The sequence below is a fragment of the Brevibacterium pityocampae genome (genome assembly GCF_039541555.1).
Lineage (GTDB): Bacteria > Actinomycetota > Actinomycetes > Actinomycetales > Brevibacteriaceae > Brevibacterium > Brevibacterium pityocampae.
The window spans coordinates 563044-584397 of the sequence record NZ_BAABGL010000002.1; the positions used below are offsets into that span (position 1 = coordinate 563044).

The following is a 21354-nucleotide window of genomic DNA, read 5'->3' on the forward strand; positions in this document are numbered from 1 at the left end:
CGGGCACATGGGCACCGGTGGAGCGAACCACATCGATGTGATTCCGGGTAGAATGGCCGCATCCGAACAAAAGGCAGGTGGCATGGCGCACGTGGAGTCGGGCGCGCACGGCGGCGGTGATGCACCGCACGGCGAGCTCAGCACGCTCGAAGTCGCGGTTCTCGAGTTCGAGCGCCGCTGGTACACCTACGGCGGAGCGAAGGACCACGCGATCCGCGAGCGCTTCGACATGTCCGCCGCGTCGTACTTCCAGGTGCTGAACTCCCTGCTCGAGAACCCCGCGGCCTACGTCGCGGACCCGATCCTCATCAAGCGACTGCGGCGGATCCGTGACAGTCGACAGCGCCACCGCGCACAGGCCCGGATCGCGAGGTAACCGTGGCCGACTACCCCAAGGACGAGTTCGACGACCTGCCGGCGACCGGCAGGAAGGGCGCGCATCGGCGCGACGGCGGCCCGACCTCGCAGGCCGGGGCGCTCGCGCTCATCGCGATCCTCGCGATCGCCGCGCTGCTCCTCGTGTTCGGTGCGATCAACATCATCCGCACCTCGGCGGGCGACCCGGAGGAGAAGATCGCCGAGCCCACCGCTACCGCCGAGCCCACGAGCGAGGAAACGACTGAGGAGCCCTCCGTCGACATCGACGCGGTGGAGAAGACGGCCGCGGTCGCCGTCCTCAACGCCTCGGGCGTGTCCGGCGCGGGCTCCGCTTTCGGCGAGGCCGTCGAGGGCGCCGGCTGGACCGTGGCGCAGGTCGGCAACCACACGACGGCGGACACCGTGTCCTCGATCCACTACTCCGATCCGGAGTTCGAGGCCGAGGCGCAGGCGCTCGCCGAGCTGCTCGGGGTCACCGATGTCGAGGAGTCCGAGGAGTTCACGGACGACATCACCGTCGTCGTCTGCTCGGACATCGCGAACGATCCGCCGACTGCCGATGGGGCCGCGGAGGACCCCGGCGCCTGAGCCGCGGATCCCCGCGCTCATAGCCCTGACCTGGGCCGACTCCGTCCGTTTCGCGGCAAGCCCGCTTGTCCTGAAGTGGGTCCGGATGCGGCGGTTCTCCGAATGTTCATCAAGGCGGCTTGTGTTCCTCCGGGTGCGCGTCTAGGATGGGGAGCAGTCAACTGAGGCCCGTCGTGGCTTCCGGTAGAAGTTTTCAGCCGCGTGCACAGCACCGGCGGTGAATGAAGTATCGGCGTCATCTCGAAGTTTCAGGGGCTGATTCAATGCGCATCACGCGCGCTCACAGCTGTTTTGGAGAAATAATGGCGCAAGGTACTGTCAAGTGGTTCAATGCCGAAAAGGGATACGGTTTCATCACCGTTGACGGCAGCGAGCAGGACGTCTTCGTCCACTGGTCCGCGATCCAGATGGACGGATACCGTTCGCTGGAAGAGGGCCAGCAGGTCGAGTTCGAGGTCGGCCAGGGCGACAAGGGTCCGCAGGCGGAGTCCGTGACTCTGGCCTGATCGGCCGACAGACGGTGAACCGGGGGTTTCGACCTCCGGTTTTCTGTTGCCCCGGTGCGGTTCCCTCCCGGCGCACGCTGCCGGGAGGGAACCGCACCGGGGCATTTGCACTCGGTGGGGGAGAGTGCTAAATCTAGTACTGGTGTGACTCGGCTCCGCGAAGAGGGCCCAGCGCCGCTGTGGAAGGGAATCAGCGGAGCGAAGCCCGGCCGTCGCGGGCGCTGCGGAGACGAGATCGACAATCCACCCCGTTACAGGGAGGACCCCAGCCACTATGGCAAAGCTCATTGCATTCGACGAAGAAGCACGTCGCGGACTCGAGACCGGGCTCAACACCCTGGCCGATGCCGTCAAGGTCACGCTCGGACCGCGCGGTCGCAACGTCGTGCTCGAAAAGAAGTGGGGAGCGCCGACCATCACGAATGACGGCGTCTCCATCGCCAAGGAGATCGAGCTCGAGGACCCGTACGAGAAGATCGGTGCGGAACTCGTCAAGGAAGTCGCCAAGAAGACCGATGACGTCGCCGGCGACGGCACCACCACCGCCACGGTGCTCGCTCAGGCGCTCGTCCGCGAGGGCCTGCGCAACGTGGCGGCCGGTGCCGATCCGCTCAGCCTCAAGCGCGGCATCGAAAAGGCTGTCGCCGCGGTGACGGAGAAGCTCCTCGAGTCCGCGGTCGACGTGGACTCCAAGGAGCAGATCGCTGCGACCGCCGGCATCTCCGCCGGTGATCCCGCGATCGGCGAGCTCATCGCCGAGGCGATCGACAAGGTCGGCAAGGAGGGCGTCGTCACCGTCGAGGAGTCGAACACCTTCGGCCTCGAGCTCGAGCTCACCGAGGGCATGCGCTTCGACAAGGGCTACATCTCCGGCTACTTCGTCACCGACACGGAGCGCCAGGAGACGGTGCTCGAGGACCCCTACATCCTCATCGTCAACTCGAAGGTCTCGAACGTCAAGGATCTCCTCCCCGTCCTCGAGAAGGTGCAGCAGTCGGGCAAGCCGCTGGTCATCATCGCCGAGGACGTCGAGGGCGAGGCCCTGGCGGTGCTCGTGGTCAACAAGATCCGCGGCACCTTCAAGTCCGTCGCCGTCAAGGCCCCGGGATTCGGCGACCGCCGCAAGGCGCAGCTCGCCGACATCGCGATCCTCACCGGCGGACAGGTCATCGCCGAGGAGGTCGGCCTCAAGCTCGAGAACGCCACCCTCGACCTGCTGGGCACCGCCCGCAAGGTCGTCGTCACCAAGGACGAGACCACCATCGTCGAAGGTGCGGGCGACTCGGACGAGATCGCCGGCCGCGTGGCCCAGATCCGCGCCGAGATCGAGAACTCGGACTCCGACTACGACCGCGAGAAGCTGCAGGAGCGCCTGGCCAAGCTGGCCGGCGGCGTCGCAGTCATCAAGGCCGGAGCCGCGACCGAGGTCGAGCTCAAGGAGCGCAAGCACCGCATCGAGGACGCCGTGCGCAACGCGAAGGCGGCCGTCGAGGAGGGCATCGTCGCCGGTGGCGGCGTGGCCCTCATCCAGGCGGGCAAGACCGCGTTCGAGACCCTCGAGCTGACCGGCGACGAGGCGACCGGTGCGCAGATCGTCAAGGTCGCCATCGACGCCCCGCTCAAGCAGATCGCCACGAACGCCGGCCTCGAGCCGGGCGTGGTGGCCGAGAAGGTGCGCCACCTCGAGCCCGGTCACGGACTCAACGCGGCCACCGGTGAGTACGAGGACCTGCTCGCCGCAGGCATCAACGACCCGGTCAAGGTGACGCGCTCCGCGCTGGAGAACGCCGCCTCGATCGCCGGGCTGTTCCTCACCACCGAGGCCGTCGTCGCCGACAAGCCGGAGCCCGCTCCGGCGATGCCGGGAGCCGACGGCGGCATGGGCGGCATGGACTTCTGATCCAGCACGCACAGCAGCGCTGACTCCGGTCGGCACGGGGGCGAGGTCGCACGCGACCTCGCCCCCACTGCATTCATCGGTGCGGTACCTGCACCGGCCGCGCTCACTCGAGCCGGCGGTCGATCTCCCGGCGGCGCGCGCGGCGGTCGGCGCGGGTGGAGCGCGGCTCGTAGCGGAACGCGCTCGGGTTCGATTCGATCTCGGCCTGCGCACGGGGATCGCCCAGCCGGGCGCGCGCCCGGGTGGTGAGCATCTCCCGCCGCCTGCGGATGATCGAGCTCCGCGAGGACACGGTGGTGATGACGCTGATCCCGGTGCCGAGGATGACGAAGGCCGGCCAGAAGAAGATCAGACTGCCGGCGACGAAGCACGTCACCGCCCAGATGAGCACGGTGATGAGGGACGGGGTGGCCGCTCCGACGATCGCCTTCCGCACGTCCTCCCGGTACAGCTCGACCGCCGCGGCGTCGATCGCCTCGGGCGTGGTCGGGATGCCGGAGTACTCGTCGAGCGCCTCGAGCTCCGGGCGCACCAGGGTGCCGCTGCCGGGCGGTCCGCCGTCGGGCCGGATGAGGTCCTCGACGAGCGGCACGGCCTCGCCGAGCCGGCGCAGGCCGGCGGCGGCGTCGAGCCGCTCGCCGTGCTCGGCGATGTCGAGGAGTCCTTCGGCGAGCGCGGCGTTGAGGATCTCGAACACCGCATTGCGGTCCGCGTCGGACGCCCGCAGGCCGCCCTCGGCGCGCGGGTCCGCGCTGAAGGACGACCAGGCGGAGCTGTCGAGAGCCATGCGCCCAGACTACCCCCGTCCCCGGCTACCATCGAGAGCGTGGATCCCGTCGTCGTGCTCATCGTGCTCTTCGTGTTCGTCGGAGCGCTCATGCAGCGGACCACCGGGATGGGCTTCGCGCTCGTCGCCGGGCCGTTCCTCGTCGTCCTCCTCGAACCCGTGCCCGGCGTCGTGCTCGTCAATTTCTGCGGCGTCGTGTCCTCCTCGATCGTCATGGCCCGGACCTTCCGGGAGATCCGATGGCCGCGAGTGTGGGTGCTCGCCGTCGGCGCGCTGCTGGGGACCGTGCCGGGAGCGCTCCTCACCACGGTGATGCCCGGCTGGGCGGTCCACGTGTTCATCGGCCTGCTCATCGTCGCCGCGCTGTCCGCCTCGCTCCTCGGCAGCCGCTACGCCCCGCCGATCGAGCCCACCACCGCGCGGACCGCGACGGCCGGGTTCTTCTCCGGCTTCATGAGCGGCTCCGCCGGGGTCGGCGGCCCGGCCGTGAGCGTCTACGCGATCATGACGCGCTGGGACCAGCGCAGCTTCGCGGCGACCCTGCAGCCGTACTTCATCATCGCCGGGATCGGCGCGATCGCGGCGAAGATCCTGTTCGACGGGGCGCACGCGGTGCCGCAGCTCGAGATCGGGATCTGGGCCGCGATCATCGCCGCCCTCGTGCTCGGCCAGGTGGCCGGGGAGTTCCTGTCCCGCGTCATGCCGGTGCACATCGCCCGGATCATCATGATCGCCCTCGCGTTCGGCGGCGGCATCCTCACGCTCGTCATCGGACTCACCGAGCTCGCCGGCCGCTGAGCCGCCCGGGGCTCGATACCGGGCCGCAGTGCAGGTGGGGCACAGATCGCTGCCAGGTTGACCACGGATAATCGAGGCAGTCCGCTCGATCCGTCAACACCATGGAGAGGTACGCAATGGGATACGTGTTCGTGGCCCTGCTCGTCATCGTCGGCGTGGCCTTCTACGTCGGCTCGCGACGGGAGCGGAACCGGGCACTCGAACAGCGCAGGGCGGAGCTCGAGCTCGTCAGGGGCACCGCCGCCGAGGACGTCACCGCCTACGGCGAGGAGGTCGCCGACCTCGACATCGTCACCGCCGGGGTCGAGCTCGACGAGGGCGGCCGCCAGGACTACCAGCGGGCGATCGACGCCTACGACACCGCCAAGGAGACCCTCGACAGGGTCGACGACCCGGAGGACATCCGCCACGTCACCGAGGCGATCGAGGACGGCCGCTACGCCGCCAAGTGCGTGCGCGCCCGCGTCGAGGGCAAGCCCCTTCCGGTGCGCCGCCCGCCCTGCTTCTTCAACCCCCAGCACGGCCCCTCGATGCAGGACATCGACTGGGCGCCCGTCGGCGGCCGGCCCCGTCCCGTGCCCGTGTGCGCGGCCGACGCCGAGCGCGTCGCCGTGGGCGCGGAGCCCGCGGTCCGCAAGGTCGTCACCGGTGACGGGCGCACCCGCCGCGCCTACTGGGAGGCCGGTCCGGCCTACGCCGAGTACAACCGCGGCTACTTCAACTCCTACGCCGGCTCTGGCCTGCTGCCCGGCGTCCTCATGGGCGCGATGATGTTCGGCGGCTTCGGCGGCGGCTGGGACGGCTCCTACGGCGAGGGCTACCAGGACGGCCTCGGTGCCGGCGAGGGCGGCGGCGAGGACATGGGCGGCGGCTTCGGCGAGGACATGGGCGACATGGGCGGCGGATTCGACTTCGGGTTCTGAGCCCCCGGGCGCGCAGACGTGGCGGGCGCTACCCTTGAAGCACCGCATGCATGTCCCCGCCGCACGCATCCTGCACCGGCGGACCCGAGTCCGGAAGGTCAGCACCCGCATGGAGTCAGTCGAGATCCGGGACGACAGCATCACCCTCGGTCAGGTCCTCAAGCTCCACGGAGTGGCCGAGAACGGAGCGCTCGCCAAGCAGCTCATCGCCGGCGGCGAGGTCAGCGTCAACGGCGAGGTCGACACCCGGCGCGGCCGGAGCATCACGCCCGGCGACACCGTGTCCGTCCTCGGCATCTCCTTCACCGTGGTCCGCGCGGAATAGCTACTGCCCGGTCATCCCGGGGGCGTCCCACACCGGCGACCACTTCGAGAGGTCGGGCTCGACGGTGAGCTCGCCGGACACGATGCCGCGGATCTGGATCTCGAGCGCGGTGTCGCGCCGGTGCGGCCCGGTCTGCACGAACGGGTAGAAGGTGCCGCGCTTGTAGAGGTAGATGAGTGCGGCGCGGGTGCCCTCGGCATCGGCGAGGTAGAGCGCCGAGCACAGGAGCATCGGCCCGAACCCCTGGTTCTCCAGCGAGGAATTCACCGCGTGGACGTTGGTGACGAGGTTCGAGGTGTTCGCCTGCGCCTCGCTGATGACCTGCCACGTGTACCCGAAGCCGTCGTTCTCCTGCCGCACCGTGCAGTCGGGGTCCTTGGCGATGAGCGCCCGGCTCTCCTGCTCGACCTGCGCGAACGCGCCGCCCTCGACCTCGCGGAACGCCACGGCCGCGGTGCCGGTGGGACGCATGCCCGTCGCCGCCTCGAGCGTGAGGACCGCCGGCGGCAGCGCGAACAGGTCGTCGAGATTGGCCTTCTTGGGCGTGCTGCGGCCGAGCAGGGCGTCGAAGAATCCCATCGGGACCCCTTTCACATCGGGCGGGAGAGGTCCTCGGAGATCCGCTGGAGCTGGGCGAGGCGCTGCTCCAGGCTGGGGTGCGTGCTCAGCAGCTGCACGACGTCGCGGCCGTTGATCGCCGGGACGAGCGCCAGGTGGTTCGCGCCGGAGGCGGCGCGGAGATCCTGCGCGGGGATCCGGCCCATCTCACCGCTGATCTTCGTCAGTGCCGAGGCGAGCGTCGAGGGGCTGCCGGTGAGGTAGGCGGCCGCACGGTCCGCGGCGAGCTCCCGGTAGCGGGAGAGCACCCGGATGAGGACGAAGCTCAGGGCGTAGACGACGACGCCGACGAGCATCATGGCGAGCTGGATCGGGATGCCGCCGGTGTTCGAGTTTCCCCGGCCGCGCCCGCCGGAGTAGAGGAAGCTGCGCATCATCAGCCCGGCGACCACACCGGTGACCCCGGCGACCGTCATCACCGTGACGTCGCGGTGCGCGACGTGGGAGAGCTCGTGGGCGAGCACCGATTCGACCTCCGCGGGCTCGAGCTGCTCGAGCAGGCCGCGCGTCACGCACACCACGGAGTGCTGGGGCGAGCGCCCGGTGGCGAAGGCGTTGGGCACGGGGGAGTCGGAGTACGCCACCCGCGGCTTCGTCGAGTCGGCGAGCTGGCACAGCCGGTCGACCATGACGTGGAGCTCGGGCGCCTCCTCCGGCGTGACGACGCGCGCCCGCATCGACTTGAGCGCGATCGAGTCGGAGAAGTACCACTGGAAGAAGAAGATCCCGACGCTGATGAGGAGCGCCAGGATCGCCCCGGCCGTGCTCCGCCCCAGGATCCACCAGATCGCGAGGATGAGGACGACGTAGATCAGCCCGTTGAGGAACACGGTGACGCCCATGCGGAACGACAGTCCGCGGTCCTTGATGAATCGCGAGGTGGCCATGGAGACGAGCGGCCTGCTTCCTGTGGTTGCGGTCCGCCCCGGCCGGTGCCGGGGCGGCGGACGGTGGCGCGCAGGGACCCGCGCGCCGCGGGCTCAGGCGGGGTCGGGGAGGAAGCCCTCGCCGGTGAGCAGCCGGCGGATGTCGTCGATCTCGGCATCCGGGTAGGGGATGACGATGTCGGACCCGCCGAGGAAGTCCTCGGAGACCGGCTGCGCGTGGTCGTAGATGTACTGGCGGAGCGTCTCGAGCGCCCGGTGGACGTGGTCGGCATCGCCGGACTCGACGGCCTCCTCGACCTCGGCGTCGTACTTCTGCAGGGTGTCCTGCTCGACGTCGGCGACGTCGAACTGGCCCTCACCCATGATGCGGACGATCACTGCGCACCTCCGCGGCCGTCGACGGTGCCCTCCGCGGTGCCCTGGGCCGGGTCGGCGATCTCCGCGTCCTCGGCCTCGAGGGCGGGACGGCGGGCGCCGCCGCTGCCGCTCGGCAGCGAGTCGCGCATCCGGGCGAGCTCCATCTCCACGTCGTTGTCGCTCGACAGCGCGTCGAGCTGGGCGGAGATGTCGTCCTTCGCGGTGCCGGTCATGTCGTCGAGCGCGCCGGAGGCGATGAGCTCGTCGACGGCGCCGGCGCGGGCCTGGAGCTGGGCGGTCTTGTCCTCGGCGCGCTGGATCGCGAGCCCGACGTCGCCGAACTCCTCGGAGATGCCGGTGAAGGCCTCGCCGATCTTCGTCTGCGCCTCCGCGGCGGTGTACGTCGCCTTGATCGTCTCCTTGCGGGTGCGGAAGGCGTCGACCTTGGCCTGCAGGCGCTGCGAGGCGGTGGTGAGCTTCTGCTCCTCGGCCTGGAGGTTCTGGTGCTGCGTCTGGAGGTCGGCGATCTGCTGGGACAGGCCGGACTTCCGGGTGAGCGCCTCGCGGGCGAGGTCCTCGCGGTTGACCTCGAGGGCCTTCTGCGCCTGCGACTGGAGCTTCGACTGCTGCTGCTCGAGCTGGCCGATCTGGAGCTCGAGGCGCTTGCGGCTCGTCGCCACGTCCGCGACCCCGCGGCGCACCTTCTGCAGGAGCTCGAGCTGCTTCTGGTACGAGTAGTCGAGGGTCTCGTTGGGGTTCTCGGCCTTGTCGAGGGCCGAGTTCGCCTTGGCGCCGAAAATCATGGCGATGCGTTTGAAAATGCTCATGCTCAGGGAGTCTCCTTCGGAGCCGGTCGGAGAGCCGTGGGCGCGGGCCGGGGAACACCGGCGGCCACGACGCTCGGTCGCGCGTGCTGTCCCGGTCCACACTACTGCGTGAGTCTGGAAATTTCCGCCGAGATCCGCGCCGGGCCCGCGCTGCGCGGCACCAGGCGGCGGCGCCCACCGCGCGGGTCTCCCGGCGCTCAGCGCATGAAGAGCCGGGTGTTCGCCTCCTCGACCTCGCTGTACTGCCGGCCGGCGAGCTGGAGCGCCTCCTTGATCGAGGCGAGCGACTCGTGGACGCGGCGCTGCACGGCCTCCCAGTCGTCGACGACCGCGGTGAAGTTCTGTGCGGCGCTGCCGCGCCAGCACTCGTTGAGGGTGCGGAGGTGGTGGAGCAGCTGGTCGACCTCGCCGCCGAGCACGGTCACCGACTCGGATGCGGTGGCGGCGGTGGCGAGGACGCGCTCGGAATCGACTTCGAACAGGGACATCGGGTCCTCCTGGGGTGGCGGGATGGTGCTCCCAGGCTCCGCCGCCGCAGCGCCGCCGCGCCAGGCACGGCCGGGGGCTGTGGACGACTCCGCGTCGTCCACAGCCCCCGGCTCGCACGCGTCGGTGCGCCTGTGACCTCCGGTCCCGGCCTCAGCTCTCGCCGAGCGTCGTCTGCACGTTCGTCTCCGAGCCGCCGCGCACGATGGTGAGGGTGACGGTGTCGCCGACCGCCTGCGCGCGGATGATCGCCTGGAGCGACACGCTCGAATTCACCGGGGTGTCGTTGACCGCGACGATGTGATCGCCCTGCTGGATGCCGGCCTGGTCCGCCGAGGAGCCGCTCTCCACAGCGGAGACGACCGCCGAACCGCGGGAGATCCCGCCGCTCTCGACCTCGCCGGAGGTGATGCTCACGCCGAGGTGCGGGTGCTTGGCCTCGCCGGTGGAGATGAGCTGGTCGGCGATGTTCGTCGCCTGGGAGATCGGGATCGCGAAGCCGATGCCGATCGAGCCGCTCTGCCCGCCGGAGCCCGGCTGCTGCAGGGTCGCCGTCGAGGAATTCACGCCGATGACCTCGCCCTGGCCGTTGACGAGCGGTCCGCCGGAGTTGCCCGGGTTGATCGCGGCGTCGGTCTGGATCGCATTGGTGATCGTCAGCGCGATGTCCTCCTCCGAGGGGTTCTCGCCGATGTTCGAGGTGGTGACCGGGCGGTTGAGCGCGGACACGATGCCCGTGGTCACGGTGTCGGCGAGCCCGAGCGGGTTGCCGAGCGCCATCACCGGGTCGCCCACCTGCATCGCCGAGGAGTCGCCCACCGGCAGCGGGGTGAGGCCCTCGGGCTGCTGGTCGAGCTGGAGGACGGCGATGTCCGTCTCCGGGTCGCGGCCGACGATCGAGGCGCTCACCATCGCGCCGCTGTTCGTCACCACCTGGACCTCGCCGCCGGCGGTGTCCGCGGCGGCGACGACGTGGTTGTTCGTAATGATGTAGCCCTGGTCGCCGTAGACGAACCCGGAGCCCACACCGGACATCTGGCCGTTGACGCCCACCTGGATCGCGACGACACTCTGCGTGGCCTCAGCGGAGATCGCGGTCCAGTCCGGGGTCTCGATCGTCACCTCCTCCTGCGACTGCCGATCGTTCTGCGCATCGAGGAAGAACGCGGTGCCGACGCCGATCGCTCCGCCGATGAGCGCGGCGACGAGGGTGAGGGCGAGGAGCGGGAGCCAGCCCGGTCCGCGGCGGCCGCGCCCCGGTCCCGAGGCGGGAGCCGGCGACGCCGGGCCGGAGCCGGCCGGTCCGGCGTGTGCTGTGGTGCCGACCGCAGTGCCGGTGGAGGTCGTGCCGGCGGCGGGGGCTCCCGCGGAGCCGTAGCCCGGCCGGGTGCCGCCCTGCTGTTTGTACTGCTGGCCGTATCCCGGCGCCCCGCCCTGCTGTCCGTGGCCCGGCTGTCCGGCCGGTGCGGACTGTCCCGAACCGGGTCGGCCGTAGCCCTGCCGGCCGGGCTGACCCTGCTGACCCGGGGACTCCTGACCCGGGGACTGCTGACTGTAGCCCTGCTGACCCGAGGGCCCGGCAGGAGCAGTGGGAGACCCGAAGGTCGGGCGCTGCGGTTCGGCATGCCGGCCGGGACCGGAGGCGTACCCGGGGGTGTGCTGCCCGTATCCGGACTGTCGGGGGTCTCCGGGTCCGGGGCGCTGGGGATCGTCGCTCATGGGTGGTCCTTTCTCATCGGCTCGCTGTCCTCATCGGGGGTGTCCTGCGGGGGGATGGGGAGGTCGACGCGGAACGTCGCACCGCCTCCCGGGGTCGGGTGCACGGAGATCTCTCCGCGGTGGGACTCGACGATCGCCTTGACGATCGACAGGCCCAGGCCGGAGCCGCCGGTGTCGCGGTTGCGCGAGGAGTCGAGGCGGTAGAACCGCTCGAAGATCCGCGGCGCGAGGTCCGGGTCGATGCCCTCGCCGTGGTCGCGCACCTCGAAGCGGACGCGGCCGGCGGGGAACCCGCGGAGGTTCTCGCTCACGCTCACCCCGCCGGTGGCCGACACATCGGGCACGATGGCCTGCTCGCCGGTGCGGGTGCGGGCGCGCTCCTCGGCCCGGGCGGCCTTCTTCTTCTCCGCGCTCTGCTTGCGCTCCTCGCTCGACTCGCGGCGGAAGATCCGCACCGGCCCGGTGACGAAGCCGCGCTCCGGCTTGGACTCCTCGGGCTCGGCGGCGGGCTCGGGCAGGCCGACGACGCCGACGGCGAACTCGATCGCGGTCTGCGGCGGCGTGTGCCGCACGGCGTTGCCGACGAGGTTGACGATGACCTGCCGGAGCTTGGCGTCGGAGCCGATGACCGACGGCACCGGGCGGGCGTCCTCGCCGTCGAGCCCGATGAAGGCGATGTCCCGGTCGGGGTCCTGCGCGGCGGCGTCCGCGGCGGCGTCGCGGACGATTGCCCCGAGGTCCACCGGACCGGTCTCAGTCTGCCGCAGCTCGTCCATCCGGGCGAGCAGCACGAGGTCCTCGACGAGCACCCCCATGCGCTTCGCCTCGGCCTCGATCCGGCTCATCGCCTGGGCGATGTGCTCCGGGTCGGTGACCGCACCCTGCCGGTAGAGCTCGGCGTAGCCGCGGATCGTCACGAGCGGGGTGCGCAGCTCGTGGGATGCGTCGGACACGAACTGGCGGATCCGCTTCTCCGAGCGGGTCTGCCCGTCGAAGGAGTCCTCGATCCGGCCGAGCATGGTGTTGAGCGCCGCGGACAGCCGGCCGAGCTCCGTGCCCGGCGGGTACGTCGACACGCGCTGGCTGAGGTCCCCGGCGGCGATCCGGGAGGCGGTCTCCTCGATCGCCTTGAGCGGGCGGAAGGTGTTGGTGATGGCGAAGTACCCGACCCCGGCGACGAGCGCGAGCGCGAGCAGGCCGATCCCGACCATGGTGTTGCGGGCGCGCTCGCTGATCGCGTCGACCTCGCGGTCGAAGGGCACCGCGATCGCGACGAGGAGGTCGGAGTTGCTCACGGTGAGCGCCCGCACCCGCCACTGGGAGCCGGTGCCGTTGACGGTGAACGGCCGTCCCTGCATCGTCGTGACCGTGTCGGTGTCGATCGTCGGCAGGCGCGGGGTGTTGTCCGGCTCCGGGGCCACCGGTTCGTAGATCCGTTCGCCGTCGGTGGTGTAGAACTGCACGTAGTACGAGCCGGGGAGCAGGTTGCGCAGCGAGTCCTCCGAGGGCGTGGTGGACTCCGGAGTGCGCAGCGGGGAGGGCACGAGCACCTGGTCGGCGGCCTGGATCGCGAGCGCCTCGGAGGCCTGGATGAGCCGCTGGTCGGTGCGCTCGATGAGGCTCGCGCGGAGGTTCTCGAGGACCCAGGCGCTCGTGCCGGACAGCACGAGCACCATGAGGGTCATCATGATCGAGAGGAGCTTGGTCGTGAGCGACCACTCCTCCCAGATGACCGTCCGGTCCCTGCGGCTGTGTCTGACGGGGGTGGAGATGGCTCGGTCGCCTACTTCTGCTCGGGCGTGCGGAGCATGTATCCCACACCGCGCTTGGTCTGGATCATCGGGGTCCACGTGAGCTCGACCGGGTTGCCCGCCTCGTCCGTGGTGGGCGCGGTGTCGATCTTGCGGCGCAGGTAGGAGATGTAGGACTCGACGATGCCCGTGTCGCCGCCGAAGTCGTACTCCCACACGTGGTCGAGGATCTGCGCCTTCGACAGCACGCGGTTCGCGTTGAGCATGAGGTAGCGCAGGAGCTTGAACTCGGTGGGGGAGAGGTCGATGAGGATGCCCCCGCGGCGCACCTCGTGGGTGTCGTCGTCGAGCTCGAGCTCGCCGACCTCGATGACCGCGGTCTCCTCCTCCTCGAGGCTGTGCGTGCGGCGCAGCACCGCGCGGATGCGGGCGACGACCTCCTCGAGGGAGAACGGCTTGGTGACGTAGTCGTCGCCGCCCACCGTGAGGCCGGTGATCTTGTCGGAGGTGTCGTCGCGCGCGGTGAGGAAGACGACCGGGATGTGGCGGCCGGCCTGGCGCAGGCGGCGGGTGACGGTGAAGCCGTCCATGTCCGGCAGCATGACGTCGAGGACGAGGAGATCGGGCTCGGTCTGCTCGGCCAGGCGCAGCGCCTCGGTGCCGTTCGCCGCGGACACCACGTCGAATCCGGCGAAGCGGAGGCTGGTCGAGAGCAGCTCGCGGATGTTGGGCTCGTCGTCGACGACGAGGAGGGTGGCCTCGACGTCCTGGGCTTCATGGTGAGTCGTGTTCATGGTCCGAGTATGCTCCCCGAATCTGGTAGTCGGCTGGATGTCGACTGAGCATGAATGTGATGTGAGTCATATCTAGGACGATGCGCGACCCGGGGGTGGGATTCACGCATGGTAGCTCCCGTCGTCCGGTGAGTCCTGGATGATGTCGCGGCCCTCGATCGGCGATCCGGAGGTCCCGACGGGCGCGTCGTCGAGGCCGACATCGGGGATCCCGTCGCGGTTCCGGTCGGGGGAGTAGCGGGCGCCGCGGAGGCGGGGGTCCGGGCCGAACCGGTCGGCCGAGGCGGCGTTCCAGTCCGCCGCCCAGCCGCGCGGCGGGTCGCTGAGGAGCTCGCCGTGGCGCAGCCAGTTGTAGAGCGTCTGATAGGTCACCACCTCGGTCTGCGAGATGCGGCGGCGCAGCATCCGCAGGTCGAGCTCCTCGGGGCCGGACACCCCGAGCGTGGAGAGCATCTGCTTGGTCTCCTCGATCGTCGCCCGGTGGTAGTTGTAGACCTGCTCGGACTTCGAGGGGACGTCGAGCCCGCGGGCGAGCTTGGGGTCCTGCGTGGCCACGCCCGTGGGGCAGTGGTTGGTGTGGCACTTCTGGGCCTGGATGCAGCCGACGGCCATCATCATCGCGCGCGCCGACATGCAGAAGTCGGCGCCCTGGATGAGCAGCCGCACGATGTCGTGGCCGCTCGCGATCTTGCCGGCCGCGCCGATCCGGATGTGCTCCCGCAGGCCGCAGCCCATGAGCGCGTTGTGGACGATGTGGAGGCCCTCGGCGAGCGGCGTGCCCATGTGGTCCTCATACTCGAGCGGGGCCGCCCCGGTGCCGCCCTCCGCGCCGTCGACGATGATGAAGTCGGGCAGGATGCCGGTGGCGAGCATCGCCTTGCACAGGGCGAGGAAGTCCCGACGCATGCCGACGCAGAGCTTGAAGCCGATCGGCTTGCCGCCGGAGAGCTCGCGCAGCTGCGCGATGAACTCCATCATCTCCGTCGGGGTGCCGAACGCCGAGTGCCCGGGCGGGGAGATGCAGTCCATGCCCACGGGCACACCGCGCGCCTCGGCGATCTCCGGGGTGACCTTGTCCCCGGGCAGCACCCCGCCGAGGCCGGGCTTGGCGCCCTGCGAGAGCTTGATGGAGACGGCCCTGACCTCGTCGAGCCGGGCCTTGGCGGCGAACTCCTCGGGGGAGAAGTTCCCGTCCGCGTCGCGGCAGCCGAAATAGCCGCTGCCGAACTCCCACAGGAGATCGGTGCCCGCGCCGAGGTGGTATTTCGTCAGGCCGCCCTCCCCGGTGTCGTGGAGGAAGCCGCCCTTGGCCGCACCCCGGTTCATCGCGAGCACGGCGTTCTTCGACAGGGAGCCGAAGCTCATCGCGGAGATGTTCAGCAGCGAGGCGTCGTAGGGCAGGGTGCACTGGGGACCGCCGAGGCGCACGCGATGCTCGCCCTCGGGGATCCGGCCGGGCTGGACCGAGTGGACGAGGTACTCGTATCCCGGGGAGCGCACCTCGAGCTCGGTGCCGAAGGACTTGACCGAGTGGGTGCCGGCGGCGCGCTCGTAGACGAGGAGCCGGACATCGCGGTCGAAGGGCTTGCCGTCGTAGTTCCGCTCGACGAAGTACTGCTGGATCATCGGCCGGATCGTCTCCATGAGGTACCGGCCGCGGCCGATCACCGGGAAGTTCCGCAGGATCGCGCGCTCGCGCTGGGTGATGTCGATGATGCCGAGGACGAGGAGGAGGATCGCGGGGCCGGCGAGCAGCCACCACCAGGCGGAGACGACCACCGCCAGCAGGACGGAGGCGGCGACCAGGGCGAGGAGTGCGACGAACACGGCGATGGCGACCATGGGACCAGCCTACGCCGGTGCTCCGGCGCGGTCACCGGGCCGGGTCCGCGCCGGTGCCGACCGTGCGGCACAAGGCGCCCTGCCCGTCCGGTTCAACCGGCCTCGGCGGCCTCCTGCCGTCTGCGGTAGGCCGCGACGTGGGCCCGGTTGCCGCAGTTGCCGACGTCGCAGTACCGCTTCGAGCGGTTGCGGGAGAAGTCGACGAACACTGCGTCGCAGTCCTCGGCGGCGCAGTGCTGGAGGCGGGAGAGCTCCCCGTCGCGGACGACGTCGACGAGCACGAGAGCGATGTCGATCGCGATCCGGTCGGCGAGCGGCGCGGTCTGCGCCACCGCGTGGAGGTGCCAGCCCCAGTCGTCGTGGTCGACGAGCTGGGGGAGCGCATTGCATCGCAGCAGGGTGGCGTTGACGAGGGCGACGACCGATTCGACGGAGTCCGCGCCGAACACCGTGGCGAACTCCGAGCGGACCGCGTGCACCCGCTCGAGTTCCGTCGCGGTCCCGGTGAGCGGGCCGGAGAAGCCGTGGGTGCGCACGAATTCGGTGAGCGATGCGGGGTCGGGGAGGTCCTCGACGTCCCGGCGGCCGCTGTTGACCAGGTCGACGAGCATGAGCAGGTTGGAGCGCGCCTCGTAGGTGAAGGTCATGGTCGGACCAGTCTACCGGGCGGGCCTTCCCGGGCGCAGCAGATGTCAGGCGCATCACGCATTTGACTCATGAGCCAGGGATCGTGTCTACTGAGATCCGGCGGGGCTCTGTCATGAGTCAAATGTCGAACACTCGTGAGTGATGCAGATCACTCCCCATCATCCCGTGAGGAGGACACCATGAAGCAGCAGGTCGCGCTGGGTCTCGCCCTGACCCTCCTGTCGTCGTTCCTGTTCGCCGCATCCGGCCCCGTGGCCAAGGCGATGTACGCGGTCGGCTGGACGCCCGGCGCGGTGGTGCTCCTCCGCCTGCTCGGCTGCGCGATCGTGCTCGCCGTTCCCACCGTCGTCGCGATGCGCGGACGCTGGGGCGCGGTGCGCGCGCACTGGCGCATCGTCGTCGTCTACGGCGTCGTCGCGATCGTCGGCGTGCAGCTCCTCTACTTCCTCGCCGTCGAGCACCTCACCGTGGCCGTCGCGCTGCTGCTCGAGATGACCGCACCGCTGATGATCGTGTTCTGGGTGTGGATGCGCACCGGCAGCCGCCCGGCACCGGCGACCTTCGCCGGCATGGTCACCGCGATGCTCGGGCTCGTGCTCATCCTCGACCCGCGCGGGGCCGAGCTCCACCTCGGCGCGGTGCTCCTGGCGCTCGGCGCCGCGGTGTGCCTGTGCGCCTACTTCCTCATCGGGGCGAAGGCCGACATCGACATCCCGCCCGTCGCCCTGACCGGGCTCGGCATGGGTGTGGGTGCCGGTGTCATGCTCGCGCTGTGGCCCACGGGGATCCTCGAGTACTCCTTCACCTCCGTCCCGGTCGACCTCGGCGGGGCCGAGGTGCCGTGGTGGGTCGCTGTGGGGCTGCTCGCGGCCGCGACCGCCGGGGCCTACCTCACCGGCGTCATGGGCCTGCGGATGATCGGGGCGACCGTGTCGAGCTTCGTCAACCTCACCGAGGTGCCGTTCTCCGTGCTCGTCGCCTGGCTCGTGCTCTCCGAGCTGCCCGGCTACGTGCAGCTCGTCGGCGGCGTGTTCATCATCGCCGGCGTCGTATTCATCAAGCTCGGGGAGTCCCGCGCCCCCGTCCGCGAGGTCGTGGTCGACGAGGTCACCGCGGCCGAGGACGCGAGCTCCGGGGCGGGCCCCCGTGCCGCCGGGGATGCCGCGAGCCCGGAGCTCCGGGCCGTCGACGGCTGAGCTGCCGGCTGACCGGCGGGAGGCTCAGTCCTCGAACGGGTGGTTGTGGATCGTGTACGCGTAGCCCTGCTCGGTGAGGAACCGGCGACGGTGCGCGGCGAACTGCTCGTCGACGGTGTCCGCGGCGACGACCGTGTAGAAGGTCGCCGGCTCCGCGTGCGCCTTGGGGCGCAGGATCCGGCCCAGGCGCTGCGCCTCCTCCTGCCGGGAGCCGAAGGCGCCGGACACCTGGATCGCGACGGACGCCTCGGGCAGGTCGACGGAGAAGTTCGCGACCTTCGACACGACGAGCACGCGCACCTCCCCGGACCGGAAGGCATCGAACAGGCGGGTGCGCTCGCTCACCGGGGTCTGCCCGGTGAGGACGGGCGCGCCGAGCGCGGCCCCGAGCTCCTCGAGCTGGTCGAGGTACTGCCCGATGACGAGCACCTGGGCGCTCGGATGCGCGGCGACGAGGTCCTCGACCACAGGCACCTTCGCATCCGAGCAGGCGGCGAGCCGGTAGCGGTCCTCGCCGTCGGCCCGGGCGTAGGCGATCCGGGTGCCGGAATCCAGGCGCACCCGCACCTCGTGGCAGGTCGCCTGGGCGATGTAGCCGGCCTTCTCGATCTCCTTCCACGGCGTCTCGAACTGCTTGGGGCCGATGAGGGAGAACACCTCCTCCTCGCGCCCGTCCTCGCGCACGAGCGTCGCGGTGAGGCCCAGGCGGCGGCGCGCCTGCAGACTCGCGGTGAGGCGGAACACCGGAGCAGGCAGCAGGTGGACCTCGTCGTAGACGACGAGCCCCCAGTCGCGCGCATCGAGCAGCTCGAGGTGGAGGTAGGAGCCCTTCCGGCGGGTGGTGAGGACCTGGTAGGTCGCGATCGTCACCGGCCGGATCTCCTTGACGGTGCCCGAGTACTCGCCGATCTCCTCGGCGGTGAGCGAGGTGCGGCGCAGCAGCTCGGCCTTCCACTGCTGGGCGGACACCGAGTTCGTCACGAGGATGAGTGTGGTCGTGCCGACGGCGGCCATCGTCGCCGCGCCGACCACGGTCTTGCCCGCCCCGCACGGCAGCACGACGACGCCGGATTCCCCGGTGAGGAAGGAGTCGACCGCCCGCTGCTGGTAGTCGCGCAGGTGCCAGTGCGCCGGACTCCCCGGCCCGGACCCATCGTCGTCGGCCGCCTCGGCCTCCGGGTCCGGCTCCGGGGCGTCGGCGGTGAGGGCGATGCTGTGGGCCTCGCCGTCGACGTAGCCGGCGTGGTCGGCCACCGGGTGGCCGAGCTTGAGCAGGCGGTGCTTGAGCTCGCCGCGCTCGGAGGGGTGGACGGCGACGGTGCCCGCATCGATCCGGGCACCGAGGATGCCGGCCAGCTCCGGCTGCCCGACGAGATCGTCGAGGAGCTCGGGGCGGGCGCTCGTGAGGACGAGCCCGTGGACGGGCGAGGTGACGAGGGTGAGGACGCCGAACCGGTCCATGATGTCGACGATGTCGAGGAGCACCTCGTGCGGCACCGGGTGCCCGGCGAACTCGAGCAGGGTGTCGACGACGGATTCCGCGTCGTGGCCGCTGGCGCGCGCGTTCCACAGCCCGAGCGGGGTGATCGTGTAGGTGTGGACGTGCTCCGGGGTGCGGGCGAGCTGTGCGAAGGGCGCGATCGCGACGGCCGCCTCGGCGGCGTCCGGATGGGCGGCCTCGAGGAGGATCGTCCGGTCCGACTGGACGATGAGCGGGCCGCTCATGCCGGCCCCGCCTCGGCCGCCGGTCCGCCGTCCGGCTCCCCGGCAGGGGGATCGAGCGGAGCCGCCGCTGCGATCCGGGACACCGCGAGGGCGATCTCGGTAGCGCGCCCGCCGGCCTGGCGCACTCCGCGCACGCGGCCGCCGGTGATCTGCGTGGGGCGCAGTGCGAGGCGTCGGCGCGCCCCGTCGGCGCCGACGACGGTGACCTCGACGGCGCGGCCGGCGGCCTGCGCCTCCCGCAGCACGTCGAGCACGCTGAGCGGGGACGCGCCCGCCTGCACCGGAGCCGCAGCGGTGCGGCCGCGCAGCAGGCCGGCGATGAAGGCGGGACGCTCGTCCGCGGGGATCCGCAGCGAGCTGCGGGCCACGGCGCCGGAGTGCCGGCGGCGGACCGCGCGCGGCCGGGGGCCCGCCCCGGCGCTGTGCGAGCCGATCGGCTGCCCGGTCGCCTCGAGGAGCGTGGTGAGCCGGTCCTGCGAGACCTTCGCGAGCGCCACGGTGGGGGCGATGCGCTCGAGGCCGGCGCCGGCGAGCAGCGGGTCGGCGAGCAGCGGGTCGAGGTCGTCGGGCCGGTCGACGACGACGACGGCGCGGGCCGGGGCGACCTGCACCCGGTGGAGCTTCGCGGCGGCCTCCTCGACGAGGAAGCGCAGCGGCTGCGGGACGCCGGTCGAGGACACCTGCTCGATGAACGCGAGGACGTCCGCGGCGGAGCGTCCCTGCTGGAGCGCGCGGGACACCGAATCGGCGGTGAACCGGTAGACGGTCCCCTGCCCGCGCGCCTCGATCAGCGCGATGTCGTCGAGCTGCGCGTGGAGGCGCGGCGCCACCGGCCCGGCGGCGACGGCGGTGAGATCGGACTGGACGAGCACGGTGGTCTGCAGCTCCGGGAGCGCGGCGTCCACCCGGGCAGGCAGCTCCGACCCGAGCTCGACGAGCGCCGGATCGTAGCCGGCCGGCGTCGCGGCGGCGCGCATCGCAGTCACGAGCGCACGTGCGGCGAGCCGTCCGAATCCCGTGAGCCCGTAGGCGTGCGGGGCGGTGAGCGGGGAGCACACGAGTCCGAACGCCTGCGCCTCGCGGAGCACCTGGGCCAGCGTTCCGGGGCTCAGTGCGGCGGCGAGCGGCCGCTCCCAGCGCAGCTGTGCGAGCAGGGCGTCGACGGGGATCGCCCAGGCGTCGCTGTCCTCGGCATCTGCGCCGCCGGTCATCGCACCGGCGTCCGCCGCGCCGTCTGCGGGAGCGGCCGCGAGGAGCGCGGCGAGCACGAGGTGCTTGAGGAGGGGGAGCTGGGGGAGCGCGGACGGGAAGCCCGCGTAGGGGTTGAGGCGGCCGTGCCCGGCGGCCGAGGACAGGGCGTGGACGCGCTCGCCGCGCCCAGTCCGGCCGGCGAGCACGTGGGTGGTGTCGACGGTGCCGGTGAGCCAGGTGGTGAGCAGCCGCGCGTGCGCCTCGGCGCCGGGCAGCGCGAGGAACTCGTCGTAGTGCGCCGTCGGCAGCCACTGCGGATCGACGTCGGAGCCGCCCACCCCCAGCAGGTCGGAGGCTCCGGCGAGCTCGAGGAGGAACACCGCATGCTCGGGCTCGAGGCGCGCGGCCCGGGCGCGGAGCTGGACGTCGCGCTTGCCCACCCCGCCGCTCGTGAGCTGGGAGGGCGGGTCGTCGTCGACGGCGTCGAGGAGGGAGAGCACCTCGGACAGCAGGCCCGAGGCGGCCGCGGCCTGCGCATTGGAGACGAGGGCGGCCGGGATCCGCACCGGTTCCACCGGGACCGGGCGCTGCGCGGTGAGCCAGTCGATGTCCTGGGCGCGGTCCGCCGCGGAGGTCGGCAGCAGGCCGACCGTCTCCGCATGGACCCGCAGGAGCGGGGCGGACAGGGGGTCCGCGATGTGCTCGGCCTGGGCCGGCCAGACGAGGCCGAGTGCGAGCAGCCGGGTGAGCACCCCGGGCGCGGCGGCGAGGGTGGACGCGGGGACCGCGGGATCGACGCGGGCTGCCACGGCCGCGCGGTGGACGGCGCGCAGCTGCTCGGTGTCGAGCGATTCGATGGCGGCGGCGACGGCCGCCCGGGTCGCGGCCCGCGCAGCCAGGGCCGCGGCGTCGGGGGTGTCGCTGCGGAGGAGGTCCGGCCGGGCCTCGCACACGGCGAGGAACCAGGAGTCCTCGGCGCGGGAGAGCCAGGAGGCGAAGGAGATGAGCTGAGGCATCCGCTCCAGTGTAGTCCGGCTACAATGGTGGAGCCTGCGGGATCGGGGCCACCGTGCCCTCGACCGCACCGACGACATGATCCACGACCAGA

The 21354-nt window shown here is 71.3% G+C and carries 21 protein-coding genes; 8 read left to right on the forward strand and 13 right to left on the reverse strand.

The window, feature by feature from the left end; translation table 11 throughout:
• The first annotated feature begins 82 nt into the window (after nucleotides 1-82).
• From ABD883_RS02910 to groL, 4 genes are all read left to right on the forward strand, one after another.
• On the forward strand, nucleotides 83-376 hold the full coding sequence (locus ABD883_RS02910; RefSeq protein ID WP_137318903.1) for a DUF3263 domain-containing protein: 294 nt from the start codon (nucleotides 83-85) through the stop codon (nucleotides 374-376).
• Between the two features lie 2 nt (nucleotides 377-378).
• Nucleotides 379-966, forward strand: a complete 588-nt coding sequence (locus ABD883_RS02915; protein WP_137318904.1) for a LytR C-terminal domain-containing protein — start codon at nucleotides 379-381, stop codon at nucleotides 964-966.
• A 302-nt stretch (nucleotides 967-1268) separates the two neighbouring features.
• Nucleotides 1269-1472, forward strand: a complete 204-nt coding sequence (locus ABD883_RS02920) for a cold-shock protein (protein ID WP_137318905.1) — start codon at nucleotides 1269-1271, stop codon at nucleotides 1470-1472.
• 274 nt (nucleotides 1473-1746) lie between these two features.
• Nucleotides 1747-3372, forward strand: coding sequence for a chaperonin GroEL (gene groL, locus ABD883_RS02925; protein WP_247423340.1), 1626 nt, complete (start codon nucleotides 1747-1749; stop codon nucleotides 3370-3372).
• 103 nt (nucleotides 3373-3475) lie between these two features.
• Here the strand turns inward: groL and ABD883_RS02930 are convergent, their stop codons facing one another.
• The gene (locus tag ABD883_RS02930; protein WP_265808390.1) at nucleotides 3476-4159 is read right to left on the reverse strand and encodes a DUF1707 SHOCT-like domain-containing protein; all 684 of its coding nucleotides are present in this window, start codon (nucleotides 4157-4159) and stop codon (nucleotides 3476-3478) included.
• 39 nt (nucleotides 4160-4198) lie between these two features.
• Here ABD883_RS02930 and ABD883_RS02935 point away from each other — a divergent pair, with 39 nt between their 5' ends.
• From ABD883_RS02935 to ABD883_RS02945, 3 genes are all read left to right on the forward strand, one after another.
• On the forward strand, nucleotides 4199-4957 hold the full coding sequence (locus tag ABD883_RS02935; RefSeq protein ID WP_247423336.1) for a TSUP family transporter: 759 nt from the start codon (nucleotides 4199-4201) through the stop codon (nucleotides 4955-4957).
• A gap of 116 nt (nucleotides 4958-5073) precedes the next feature.
• Nucleotides 5074-5880 carry a hypothetical protein gene (locus ABD883_RS02940; protein WP_247423334.1) on the forward strand — a complete coding sequence of 269 codons (807 nt, stop codon included), beginning with the start codon at nucleotides 5074-5076 and terminating at the stop codon, nucleotides 5878-5880.
• Nucleotides 5881-5989: 109 nt separating this feature from the next.
• Nucleotides 5990-6205 carry an RNA-binding S4 domain-containing protein gene (locus ABD883_RS02945; RefSeq protein WP_247423331.1) on the forward strand — a complete coding sequence of 72 codons (216 nt, stop codon included), beginning with the start codon at nucleotides 5990-5992 and terminating at the stop codon, nucleotides 6203-6205.
• Here ABD883_RS02945 and pspAB read toward each other — a convergent pair whose 3' ends face one another.
• From pspAB to ABD883_RS02995, 10 genes are all read right to left on the reverse strand, one after another.
• Entirely contained in the window at nucleotides 6206-6784 is a 579-nt protein-coding gene (gene pspAB / locus ABD883_RS02950; protein ID WP_247423329.1) for a PspA-associated protein PspAB, read from the reverse strand.
• 11 nt (nucleotides 6785-6795) lie between these two features.
• Entirely contained in the window at nucleotides 6796-7710 is a 915-nt protein-coding gene (htpX, locus tag ABD883_RS02955; protein ID WP_247423327.1) for a zinc metalloprotease HtpX, read from the reverse strand.
• A gap of 93 nt (nucleotides 7711-7803) precedes the next feature.
• On the reverse strand, nucleotides 7804-8088 hold the full coding sequence (gene pspAA, locus ABD883_RS02960) for a PspA-associated protein PspAA (protein WP_247423325.1): 285 nt from the start codon (nucleotides 8086-8088) through the stop codon (nucleotides 7804-7806).
• Nucleotides 8085-8894, reverse strand: a complete 810-nt coding sequence (locus ABD883_RS02965) for a PspA/IM30 family protein (protein ID WP_247423324.1) — start codon at nucleotides 8892-8894, stop codon at nucleotides 8085-8087. Before ABD883_RS02965 ends, pspAA begins: the two co-directional genes overlap by 4 nt.
• A gap of 197 nt (nucleotides 8895-9091) precedes the next feature.
• On the reverse strand, nucleotides 9092-9382 hold the full coding sequence (locus tag ABD883_RS02970; RefSeq protein ID WP_345029676.1) for a WXG100 family type VII secretion target: 291 nt from the start codon (nucleotides 9380-9382) through the stop codon (nucleotides 9092-9094).
• A gap of 151 nt (nucleotides 9383-9533) precedes the next feature.
• Entirely contained in the window at nucleotides 9534-11099 is a 1566-nt protein-coding gene (locus tag ABD883_RS02975) for a S1C family serine protease (protein WP_345029679.1), read from the reverse strand.
• Nucleotides 11096-12784 (reverse strand): sensor histidine kinase, encoded by a 1689-nt coding sequence (locus ABD883_RS02980; protein WP_345029811.1) that lies wholly within the window; start codon nucleotides 12782-12784, stop codon nucleotides 11096-11098. Before ABD883_RS02980 ends, ABD883_RS02975 begins: the two co-directional genes overlap by 4 nt.
• Nucleotides 12785-12882: 98 nt before the next feature.
• Nucleotides 12883-13644, reverse strand: coding sequence for a response regulator transcription factor (locus ABD883_RS02985; RefSeq protein WP_265808385.1), 762 nt, complete (start codon nucleotides 13642-13644; stop codon nucleotides 12883-12885).
• A gap of 102 nt (nucleotides 13645-13746) precedes the next feature.
• Nucleotides 13747-15486, reverse strand: a complete 1740-nt coding sequence (locus ABD883_RS02990; RefSeq protein WP_345029683.1) for an FMN-binding glutamate synthase family protein — start codon at nucleotides 15484-15486, stop codon at nucleotides 13747-13749.
• Between the two features lie 92 nt (nucleotides 15487-15578).
• Nucleotides 15579-16133 (reverse strand): CGNR zinc finger domain-containing protein, encoded by a 555-nt coding sequence (locus ABD883_RS02995; protein WP_247423320.1) that lies wholly within the window; start codon nucleotides 16131-16133, stop codon nucleotides 15579-15581.
• 180 nt (nucleotides 16134-16313) lie between these two features.
• On the opposite strand from ABD883_RS02995, the gene ABD883_RS03000 reads away from it, so the two are divergent.
• Complete coding sequence (locus ABD883_RS03000) at nucleotides 16314-17330, forward strand: DMT family transporter (RefSeq protein ID WP_345029686.1); 1017 nt, start codon at nucleotides 16314-16316, stop codon at nucleotides 17328-17330.
• 24 nt (nucleotides 17331-17354) lie between these two features.
• Here ABD883_RS03000 and ABD883_RS03005 read toward each other — a convergent pair whose 3' ends face one another.
• Together ABD883_RS03005 and ABD883_RS03010 are read right to left on the reverse strand one after the other, a co-directional pair.
• A complete protein-coding gene (locus ABD883_RS03005) occupies nucleotides 17355-19055 on the reverse strand; it encodes a DNA repair helicase XPB (protein WP_137318920.1) in 1701 nt (566 codons plus the stop codon).
• On the reverse strand, nucleotides 19052-21262 hold the full coding sequence (locus ABD883_RS03010; RefSeq protein WP_345029689.1) for a helicase-associated domain-containing protein: 2211 nt from the start codon (nucleotides 21260-21262) through the stop codon (nucleotides 19052-19054). Before ABD883_RS03010 ends, ABD883_RS03005 begins: the two co-directional genes overlap by 4 nt.
• Nucleotides 21263-21354 lie beyond the last annotated feature (92 nt).

What these genes read in the sequence shown, in the direction of transcription:
- ABD883_RS02910 (WP_137318903.1), top strand. Translation starts at nt 83, where the DNA reads ATGGCGCACGTGGAGTCGGGCGCGCACGGCGGCGGTGATGCACCGCAC.
- ABD883_RS02920 (WP_137318905.1), top strand. Translation starts at nt 1,269, where the DNA reads ATGGCGCAAGGTACTGTCAAGTGGTTCAATGCCGAAAAGGGATACGGT.
- groL (WP_247423340.1), top strand. Translation starts at nt 1,747, where the DNA reads ATGGCAAAGCTCATTGCATTCGACGAAGAAGCACGTCGCGGACTCGAG.
- ABD883_RS02930 (WP_265808390.1), bottom strand. Translation starts at nt 4,159, where the DNA reads ATGGCTCTCGACAGCTCCGCCTGGTCGTCCTTCAGCGCGGACCCGCGC.
- ABD883_RS02940 (WP_247423334.1), top strand. Translation starts at nt 5,074, where the DNA reads ATGGGATACGTGTTCGTGGCCCTGCTCGTCATCGTCGGCGTGGCCTTC.
- ABD883_RS02945 (WP_247423331.1), top strand. Translation starts at nt 5,990, where the DNA reads ATGGAGTCAGTCGAGATCCGGGACGACAGCATCACCCTCGGTCAGGTC.
- pspAB (WP_247423329.1), bottom strand. Translation starts at nt 6,784, where the DNA reads ATGGGATTCTTCGACGCCCTGCTCGGCCGCAGCACGCCCAAGAAGGCC.
- htpX (WP_247423327.1), bottom strand. Translation starts at nt 7,710, where the DNA reads ATGGCCACCTCGCGATTCATCAAGGACCGCGGACTGTCGTTCCGCATG.
- ABD883_RS02965 (WP_247423324.1), bottom strand. Translation starts at nt 8,894, where the DNA reads ATGAGCATTTTCAAACGCATCGCCATGATTTTCGGCGCCAAGGCGAAC.
- ABD883_RS02970 (WP_345029676.1), bottom strand. Translation starts at nt 9,382, where the DNA reads ATGTCCCTGTTCGAAGTCGATTCCGAGCGCGTCCTCGCCACCGCCGCC.
- ABD883_RS02975 (WP_345029679.1), bottom strand. Translation starts at nt 11,099, where the DNA reads ATGAGCGACGATCCCCAGCGCCCCGGACCCGGAGACCCCCGACAGTCC.
- ABD883_RS02980 (WP_345029811.1), bottom strand. Translation starts at nt 12,784, where the DNA reads ATGACCCTCATGGTGCTCGTGCTGTCCGGCACGAGCGCCTGGGTCCTC.
- ABD883_RS02985 (WP_265808385.1), bottom strand. Translation starts at nt 13,644, where the DNA reads ATGAACACGACTCACCATGAAGCCCAGGACGTCGAGGCCACCCTCCTC.
- ABD883_RS02990 (WP_345029683.1), bottom strand. Translation starts at nt 15,486, where the DNA reads ATGGTCGCCATCGCCGTGTTCGTCGCACTCCTCGCCCTGGTCGCCGCC.
- ABD883_RS02995 (WP_247423320.1), bottom strand. Translation starts at nt 16,133, where the DNA reads ATGACCTTCACCTACGAGGCGCGCTCCAACCTGCTCATGCTCGTCGAC.
- ABD883_RS03000 (WP_345029686.1), top strand. Translation starts at nt 16,314, where the DNA reads ATGAAGCAGCAGGTCGCGCTGGGTCTCGCCCTGACCCTCCTGTCGTCG.
- ABD883_RS03005 (WP_137318920.1), bottom strand. Translation starts at nt 19,055, where the DNA reads ATGAGCGGCCCGCTCATCGTCCAGTCGGACCGGACGATCCTCCTCGAG.
- ABD883_RS03010 (WP_345029689.1), bottom strand. Translation starts at nt 21,262, where the DNA reads ATGCCTCAGCTCATCTCCTTCGCCTCCTGGCTCTCCCGCGCCGAGGAC.